Source organism: Amycolatopsis ponsaeliensis (assembly GCF_030182635.1).
GTDB lineage: Bacteria > Actinomycetota > Actinomycetes > Mycobacteriales > Pseudonocardiaceae > Amycolatopsis > Amycolatopsis ponsaeliensis.
In genome coordinates, this window is sequence record NZ_JAPZLD010000002.1 from 501,256 (window position 1) to 509,518 (window position 8,263).

Annotated in this window: 8 protein-coding genes; all 8 read right to left on the bottom strand. The window is 73.2% G+C overall.

The features are described from left to right. Positions 1–123: 123 nt before the first annotated feature. Positions 124–2,967: an ATP-binding protein gene (locus QQ657_RS05120; protein ID WP_284740873.1), complete on the bottom strand. Its 2,844-nt coding sequence runs from the start codon at positions 2,965–2,967 to the stop codon at positions 124–126. A 334-nt stretch (positions 2,968–3,301) separates the two neighbouring features. Beyond that, entirely contained in the window at positions 3,302–4,021 is a 720-nt protein-coding gene (locus tag QQ657_RS05125) for a 2-hydroxychromene-2-carboxylate isomerase (protein ID WP_284740874.1), read from the bottom strand. Between the two features lie 18 nt (positions 4,022–4,039). Beyond that, complete coding sequence (fabG, locus tag QQ657_RS05130) at positions 4,040–4,789, bottom strand: 3-oxoacyl-[acyl-carrier-protein] reductase (protein ID WP_284740875.1); 750 nt, start codon at positions 4,787–4,789, stop codon at positions 4,040–4,042. Then, on the bottom strand, positions 4,786–5,274 hold the full coding sequence (locus tag QQ657_RS05135) for a 3-hydroxyacyl-ACP dehydratase FabZ family protein (protein ID WP_284740876.1): 489 nt from the start codon (positions 5,272–5,274) through the stop codon (positions 4,786–4,788). Before QQ657_RS05135 ends, fabG begins: the two co-directional genes overlap by 4 nt. Next, positions 5,271–5,669: a 3-hydroxyacyl-ACP dehydratase FabZ family protein gene (locus QQ657_RS05140; RefSeq protein WP_284740877.1), complete on the bottom strand. Its 399-nt coding sequence runs from the start codon at positions 5,667–5,669 to the stop codon at positions 5,271–5,273. Before QQ657_RS05140 ends, QQ657_RS05135 begins: the two co-directional genes overlap by 4 nt. Further along, positions 5,666–6,721, bottom strand: a complete 1,056-nt coding sequence (locus tag QQ657_RS05145) for a beta-ketoacyl synthase N-terminal-like domain-containing protein (RefSeq protein ID WP_284740878.1) — start codon at positions 6,719–6,721, stop codon at positions 5,666–5,668. The genes QQ657_RS05140 and QQ657_RS05145 overlap by 4 nt, the downstream gene beginning before the upstream one ends. Before the next feature lie 47 nt (positions 6,722–6,768). Continuing rightward, positions 6,769–8,007 (bottom strand): beta-ketoacyl-[acyl-carrier-protein] synthase family protein, encoded by a 1,239-nt coding sequence (locus tag QQ657_RS05150; RefSeq protein ID WP_284740879.1) that lies wholly within the window; start codon positions 8,005–8,007, stop codon positions 6,769–6,771. Then, a complete protein-coding gene (locus QQ657_RS05155) occupies positions 8,004–8,258 on the bottom strand; it encodes a phosphopantetheine-binding protein (protein WP_155547004.1) in 255 nt (84 codons plus the stop codon). Before QQ657_RS05155 ends, QQ657_RS05150 begins: the two co-directional genes overlap by 4 nt. Positions 8,259–8,263: the final 5 nt, after the last annotated feature.

The following is an 8,263-nucleotide window of genomic DNA, read 5'->3' on the forward strand; positions in this document are numbered from 1 at the left end:
TCAGGTCTTCGGAGGTCCTGAATGACTCATTCAAGACGTTCGCACTCGCCGACGCGCTGTCAACGAAACTCGGACGCGCGACACTCACTTCGCCGGCAAGCCGGACCACTCTTCCGCTGCCCCTCATACCGCGTCCCGGCGGGCCAGGGCTGCCGCCAGATCCGGGCGCCCCGCGATGCTCAATTTCTTGTACACGCTCGTCAGATGCATCTCCACCGTGCGGACCGTCACGAACAGCGCCTCCGCGATCGCCCGGTTGCCGTCACCTCCGGCCGCCAGCTCCGCCACCCTTCGCTCGCTGCCCGTCAACGTGTCGAGCGCCGAACCTCCCTGAGGGCCCGGGCGGCCCCCGGCCGCGAGGAGCGCCGTGCGCGCCGCGTCGAGGAGGAGGCGGTCGCCCGTGCGGGTGCATCCGTCGACCGCTCGGCGCAAGTGCTCTCGCGCGCCTCGGCGGTCGTCGCGGGCCAGCAGTGCCCGGCCCAGCAAGTACTCCGCGCGCTGGTGTTCGCGCAGGCCCGGTCCGCCCTCGAACGTCCGTGCCGCCTCGGTCAGCAGCTCGACGCCCTCCGCGCCGGAGGTCGTCACACCGGCCGCCAGCAGGCCCATGCCCACCGCCCGGGGCGTGCCCCAGCGCTCGGCCAGAGCCTGGCCGTGCTCCGCCAGCTCCCGGCCCTCCGAAAACCGGCCGAGTTCGGCCAGCAGGCACGCGCCTTCCAGCCACCACGGCGCGAACACCGGGTTCGCCATCCCGGCCCCGCTCAAGCTTTCCCCGCACCGGCGCAGATACTCCAGGGCACCCGAAGGATCACCCAGGCCCGCACGCGCCGCCGCCCGCGCCATCAGGTACCAGTGGTACTCCAGGGCGAACCGGTCGATCCGGGGACGGGTGATGCCGTCGAGCAGCTCCTCCGCGCGGGCCGCCTCGCCGCGCGGGGCCAGCACGGTCGCCAGCGCGATCCGCGGCATCGTCGTGGTCTCGCCCCAGGATTCCTGGTGGGCGAGGTCGTAGCTGACCTGCGCGTCCGCCCCGGCCTCCGTCAGATCCCCCGCCCAGTGCCAGAACATCGCCCGCGTGCACTGCCCGAGGCAGTACGTCCACGCGTCCCCGGCGCCGCTCGCGTGCTCGATCAGCCGGCCCAGCGCGTCCTGCGCCGGTTTCAGCTCGTCGGCCAGCTGGAGCGCGAGACCCGCGCCCAGCGCCGCCCAGCCACCCAGCCCGGCGGGGTCGACGCGCAGGGCCCGGGTCGCCTCCGCGGCCGCCATCGCCGCCGAATCGCCTTCCAGCGCCCGTGCCGCCGCGCGCATCCCGAGCAGCTGGCACTCGGCCGGATCGTCGCCGGCCGGCGTGGGCTGCTCGCGGACGCGGGCGAGCGCCGCGGGGACCGTGCCCTTCTCGTCGAGCCCGGTGATCAGCGCCATCGACTCGACGAGCGTGCGCAGCCCCGCGTCGGCGACCGACCGCGGTTCGCCGAGCCGGGCGTCCAGCTCGCCGGCCACGTCGCGCAACACGGTCACCGCCTCCGGCGCGCGCTGGACGGCCAGGGCCACCATGCCGAGCCGGACGGCGATCCGCGCCCGCTCCCGCACGTCACCCGCCAGCCCGCGTGCCTGCTGCAGCAAGTCGAACGCGGCGACCGGGTCCGCCGGCGCCAGCGCGGCCGCCAGCTCCAGCAGCAGGCCGACGTCGGCCGGGGCGAACACCAGCGCCAGCTTCAGGTACCGCGCGGCGGTGCCGGGCGCACCGCGGCCGGTGGCGCTCCTCGCTGCCTCCCGCATGATGCCGGCCATCCACCCCTCGTCCAGCTCCGGCAGCAGGAGCAGGTGCCCCGCCACCTCCTCGGCCGGCCGGCCGGCGTCGCTGAGCAGCCGCGCGGCCCGCCGGTGCCAGCGGTCCGGCTCGCCGGCGCCCCCGGCGTCGAGGACCGCCGCCCGGACCAGCTCGTGCACGAACTCCCGGGTGCCGTCGAGCAGGATTTCGTGCGCCTGCAACGTTTCCAGGGCTGTCGACACCACGGTGCCGGGCACTTCCGCGAGCTTCGCGAGCAGGCCCGGTTCGTCGTCGCCGAGCACCGCGACGGCCATCGCGACGGCCCGGGTGGGCGCCGAGAGCCGGTCGAGCGTCGACGTCGCCAGGACGGCGCGGCCCGAGCCGGCGACCGAGGACAGCGAGAGCGGCTCGTCGCCGGTCCGCGCCCGGGCCAGCTCGCCGAGCATCCGGCGCAGCAGCAACGGGTTCCCGCCGGTCTCGTCGAAACACGTGCGGGCGAACAGCCCGTCCGCCGTGGCCAGCGGTTCCGGGATCAGCTCGGCCACCGCGTCGAACGGCAGCGGGCCGAGGTCGAGGGTCCGCGTGTCGTGCGCACCCGCGATCTCCGCGAGGGTCCCATCTGCCGAGATCGCCGTGCCGCTCCGCTGCGCCAGGACGACGAGCAGCGGGAGGTCCCCGGCGCGGCGCACCAGGAACTCCAGCCAGCGGAGCGAACTCTCGTCGCACCACTGCACGTCGTCCACGACGAGGATCAATGGCCCCGGCGTCGCGAGCGTCGCGGCCAGCCAGTACAGCCCGTGCTGCACGGCGTAGGAGCTCACGGCGAGCGGTTCCGCGACCGCGTCCGTGGTCAGCGCGTGCCGGGCGAACCGGGCGCTGCCCTGCAGCAGGGACTCGCCCGCTTCACCGGCCAACCCCAAGGGGGCGAACAGGTCCCGCACGACGCCGTACGCGGTGTTCGCGTCCTTCCGCGCCGCCGCGGCCGTCAGGATCCGGCCCGGCGCCGGCAGGTCGGCCGCCGCGTCGTGCAGGGCCGCGGCGAGGAGGCTGGTCTTGCCGATCCCCGCCGGGCCGCGCACGAGCAGGGCGTGGCCGTGGCCGTCCCCGGCGTACCGCCTGCTCTCGGTGAAGCGGTCGAGTTCTCGCCGACGCCCCACCAGCCTGGCCGGCGGTGAGGGGAACGGGATCCGGGAAGACAAGTGCCACCTACCGTTTCCGCTGCGCGGGCCCACCCGGGCGAACGAAGACCGCTCCACTGGGTGCGCCTGCTGCGACAGTCCGTGATCGGGTTCCAAGAAATCACAAGGCGGTCACGCGGACAAGGGGCAGCACGGGCGAATCAGGGGAAGCCGGGTAACCGCGGGCAAGAACCCTGTCCCGGACGGGCAGGAAATGTATTTGAAATTCTTTCGCCTTTCACTTTTTGGTCACTCGACCGGAAACCGACGCCTACTCACGCGTAATCCGCTGAACGGGGCACGGTGCTTTTTGTCCGGTTGTCAACTTTCGATTGGCCAGTGCGTCAACTTTCGGCTAGCCGCAGCCACCCGCGTGTCCACCGTCCGAGACGGCCTTGGCCAGCTCGGCGAATTCCGGCCGCTCATCTGAGACCGATTCCGCGGGCGTGGTGACCATCCGGGCCCGCCACGCCGCGAGGAACCGGGCGAGCCGGTCGGTGCCCCAGAACTTCTCGCGGCCCAGCACGAACATCGGCACACCGAAGACGCCGTCGTCGGCCACCCGGGTGAGAACGTCGATCCCCCGATGGCGCAACTGCTCGTCGTCGGCCGCTCCGGCATAGCGGGCCGGGTCGAGCCCGAGCCCCTCGGCGATCGCGCCCATCACCGCGGGATCGGAAATGTCCTCCCCGCGTTCCCAGCGCGCCGCATACACGCGGTCGAGGAACGGACGGCCCATGCCCTCGTCGGTCGCCGCGAGGTAGGCCAGGTGCGCGACCTCCCACACCGGCGCCCGGTCGACGGGCCAGATCATCGGCAGGCCGCGCTCCTTCGCGAGCCGCCGGGTGTCCTGCAGGATGTAGAAGTTCTTGGCCCGCGACATCGGCACCACCGGCAGCTCGACGCCGCGCTCGGCGAGCAACCGCTGCGAGACCGGGTCCGGTTCCCAGACCGGGATCCACTCCGCCGCGTGCAGCACCGCGGGCTCGGTTTCCAGCAGCTCCCGGTAACAGAACCACGAATACGGGCTCCGCAGCGAGAAATACCACCGCGGTTGCGCGTTCCTGCGCGCCATGAACGGACTCCTTCGCACTCAGACGGTGATTCCGCCGTCGATCTGGAAAACGGAACCGGTGACATAGGACGCGCGCGGCGAGGCGAGGAAGGAAACCAGATCGGCCACCTCGTCCGCCGTTCCGAACCGCCGCAGCGGAATGGCCTTCAGCATCTTCTCGCGGGCGGACTCGGTCATCACGCGCGTCATCTCGGTGTCGATGATCCCCGGTGCCACGGCGTTCGCCCGGATTCCGTACCGGCCGACCTCCTTGGCCAGCGCGCGGGTGAACCCGATGATCCCGGCCTTGCTCGCCGAATAGTTCGTCTGCGTCGCGTTCCCGTACACCCCGGATACCGACGACAGGTTCACGACGCAGCCGGCACGCCGTTTCATCATCGCGAACACCGCCGGGCGGCAGACGTGGTAAACGCCGTCGAGATTGGTGTGGACGACGTCGTTCCACTGGTCGTCGGACATCAGGGCGAGGGGCTGGTCGCGGGTGATCCCGGCCGAGGTGACCACCACCCCGACCGGGCCCAGCTCGCCCTCGACGCGGTCCACCCAGTCCCGCACCTCGGCCGCGTTGCCGACGTCGACGCGCACCCCCAGGGCGCGTACGCCGGACTCACCGGCCAGTTTCTCCACTTCGGTCGCCGCCCGTTCGTCCGAGCGGTAGCAGAACCCGACGTCCCAGCCGTCCTCGGCCAGCCGCCGGACCACGGCCGCGCCGATCCCGCGCGACCCGCCGCTGACCAGGGCGACCCGCGGAGCGCTCTCCTCGCTCATCCTTCTCCCGTCCCGTTTTCGTCGATCGTGTCCAGGTCCGCTTCGGGCCGGAACGCCAGCGTCATGCGCTCCACGCTGAGCACCGGGCGCCCGCCCGCCGTGCTCTCGCCCGCGACGATCGCGCTGTCGTCGAACACGCGGACCACGTGCAGCCGGTGCTCCACCAGGTCGCCGGGGAACACCTTGCCGTGGAACCGGACCCCGGAGACCGAGCCGATCAGCGTCACCCGCCCGGCCCCGGAAGCGCCGCCGGTGACGCCGAGCACCCCGGCCGACTGCGCGAAGGACTCGACGAGCAGCACGTCCGGATACGCGAGCTGCTCCTCGGCGACGTCTTCGCCGAGGGTCGCGTACCACGGCTCGTTCGCGGTCACGGCCTTGACGGTGACCGCCCGCACCCCCGGTTCCAGCTCCACCACCCGGTCCACCAGCAGGATCGGGTACCGGTGCGGCAGCAGCTCCCGCACCCCCGCGCCGCCGATCACGCCGGGTCCTCCGCGTAGTGCAGCCGGACGGTCGCCGCCCGGCCGCGCGCGGTGCCGATCTTGGCCGAGACGCGCCAGCCGCCGTCCTCGCGCTTCCAGTCCAGGGCCAGCTCGAGCACGTCACCCGGCACGACGGCCGAGACGAACCGGGCGGACCCCAGCTCCGCGAGCCGCAGCTCCCCGGTGCCGGGTGGCCGGGCCGCGACCGCGCCGCGGTGCACGCACTCGACCAGGCAGACGCCCGGGAACAGCGGCAGTCCCGGGTAGTGACCCGCGAAGACCGGTTCGATCTCACGGACCCCGAAGCGGGCTTTCGAGTGCCAGCCGCCGTCCGCCTGGACGCCGGCCTCCAGCACCTCCACCGCACCCCGGACCGGGCTCGCCGTCCCGGTCAACGCTCGTCCCCCGGCAGCCCGAAGACACCGCACGCCACGGATCCGTCGGCATCGGCCGACGTCACGACGGCGATCCGGGCGCCGGTCTCGGCCTCGCCGAGCGCGGCGACCACCCCGAAGCACGCCGACGCGGCGCCGGTGTCCCCGATCAGGGCGCCGACGTCGAGCCGGTGAGCGGCGCCGAACACCGTGTCCAGGACCTCGGTCTCCTGCGCGCCGGTTCGCCCGCCCGCCCCGGAGGGCACGACGACGTCCACCGCTGCCGGGGCGACACCGGCCTCGGCCAGCGCCGCGTGCACGCAGTCGCGCAACGCGTCGCGCAGGTCGTCGGCCGCGAAGACACGCGACGTGATCGCGAGGGCCCGCGGCCGGCCCGTGGTCGCCGTCTCGGCCCGCTCCAGCAGCATCATGCAGGCGCCTTCGCCGAGCGGCCGGGGCGCCGGCCCGTCCTCCCGGCTGTGGAAGTCGAGCCACGCCCGGTCGGCGGAGTACTCTTCGGCCCCGCCCACCAGCACGGTGTCGGCTCGCCCGCGGGCGAGCAGCCGGGTCGCGTAGCGGAACGCCGACAGGCCCGAAACCCGGCCGCTGGCCAGGGTGACGTTGGGCCCGTTCAGCCCGTACCAGATCGCGCAGCGGCCGGCGGCGCAGTTCATCACCGTGTTCGGCATGCGGGCCGGGTCGACGTGGTAGGGCTTGTCCCCGAGCAGCGACGACCGGGTGAAGTCCATCATGCTCTGGGTGCTCCCGCTCGTCGCGAGCACCAGCCCCGTGCCGCCGGGCGCGGCCCCGGCGTCGAACACCTGGCCCACCGCGGTGACCGCCAGCGCCGTCACCCGGTCCATCGCGCGGGTTCCCTTGCGGCCCAGCACTTCCCGGACGTCGAAGTCCGGGACGGCGCGGCCGCGTTCGCCGGGCACCCCGCCCTCGGCCTGCGTGGTGTGGCGGGCGGGCTCGCCGGTGCGCAGCCCGTCCAGGAAATGCTTGCCGCCGATCCCGAAGGGCGACACCGCGGACCACGCGGTGATCACCGCGCCGGTCGCCGTTGCGCTCATCTGTTCACTCCCTCACTGCGTCGTGTCGTCTGGTCCCGCGGCCCGCACTACGCGGCCCGGCCCGATCCGGCCAGTGCCGGGTAGCGGCCGAGGACCACGCTGGCGTTGTTGCCGCCGAACGCCATCCCGTTGTTCTGCACGACGTCGATCTCGGCGTCGACGGCGTGGTTGGGGACGCAGTCGACCGCGCACTCCGGGTCGGTCTCGACGTGGTTGATGGTCGGGAACACGAAACCCTCGCGGATCGCCAGCGCGCCGGCGATCGCGGCGAGCGCGCTCGCCGCCCCCATGGTGTGGCCGAGCATGGACTTCAGCGAAACCGTGCGCGGGGCGTCGGCGCCGAAGACGTCGTGGATGGCGCCGCACTCGGTGACGTCGTTGGCCTTGGTGCCCGTCCCGTGTGCGGAGACGAGGTCGACCTGGGCCGGGTCGAGCCCGGCGTCGTCCAGGGCCAGCCGCATGCACTGCGCGACGCCGTCCTGGTTCGGCGCCACCTGGTGGTAGGCGTCGCAGTTCAGGCCGTACCCGAGTACTTCCGCGTGGATCCGCGCGCCGCGGGCGAGCGCGGAGTCCAGCGTCTCCAGCAGGAGCACGCCGGCGCCCTCGCCGGTGAGGATGCCCTTGCGGCCGATGTCGAACGGGCGGCAGTTGTCCGGCGCGATCGTGCCCAGCCGGTAGAACCCGGCGAAGGTCTTGCGGCAGATGGCGTCCGCGCCGCCGCACAGCGCGAACTCGGCTTCGCCCGCCTTGACCGCGTCGAAGCCGTAGCCGAGCGCGTAGTTGCCCGCCGAGCACGCCGTGGCGATCGTGGTCGCCTCGACGTCGCCGAGCTCCAGCTCCCGGGCGATCGCCGTGGAGAGCCGGCTCGGCGGCACCCGCCGGACCTGCTGCGGCGTCAGCGACTCCGGCCCGCCGGCGATCCCCGCCGCGGCCAGCTCGTCGAGTTCGTTCGACTCGCCGTCCGTGGTGCCGACCGCCACCATCCCGCGGCGGGACCGGAGGTCTTCGGGCGCCAGGCCCGCGTCCTCGAGCGCCATCCGGGCCGCGGCCACCGCGAACCGGCTGGCTCGGCCCAGCGACTCCACGGGCAGGTTCCGGATCCAGTCGCCGGGTTCGAACCCGCGCACCTCGCAGCCGCGGGAGTGCTCGAACCCGGCGGTGTCGAAGGCGGTGATGTCCCGGGCGCCGCTGCGCCCGGCCCGCAGGCCGGCCGCGAACTCGGTGGCGCCGAGGCCGATGCTCGACAGCGCGCCGAGCCCGGTGAGCACCACCCGGTGGCCGGTCACCAGCCCGCGCTCTCTGCGACCACTTCGTGCACGGCGGTCAGGTTCACCATCCGCGGCAGCTCGGCCTGCTCGATGGTCACCTTGAACTCCTTCTCCAGCAACGCGAGGATCTCGATCGCGAGCAGCGAGTCGGCGCCGTGGTCGTCGATGAAGAGGCTGGTCGGGGTCATCTCGTCCTCGTCGATCTCCAGGACGTCGCAGACGATCTCCTTGATCCGGGCGGTGCGCGTGGAGGTTTCGGTACTGGTCATCGTCG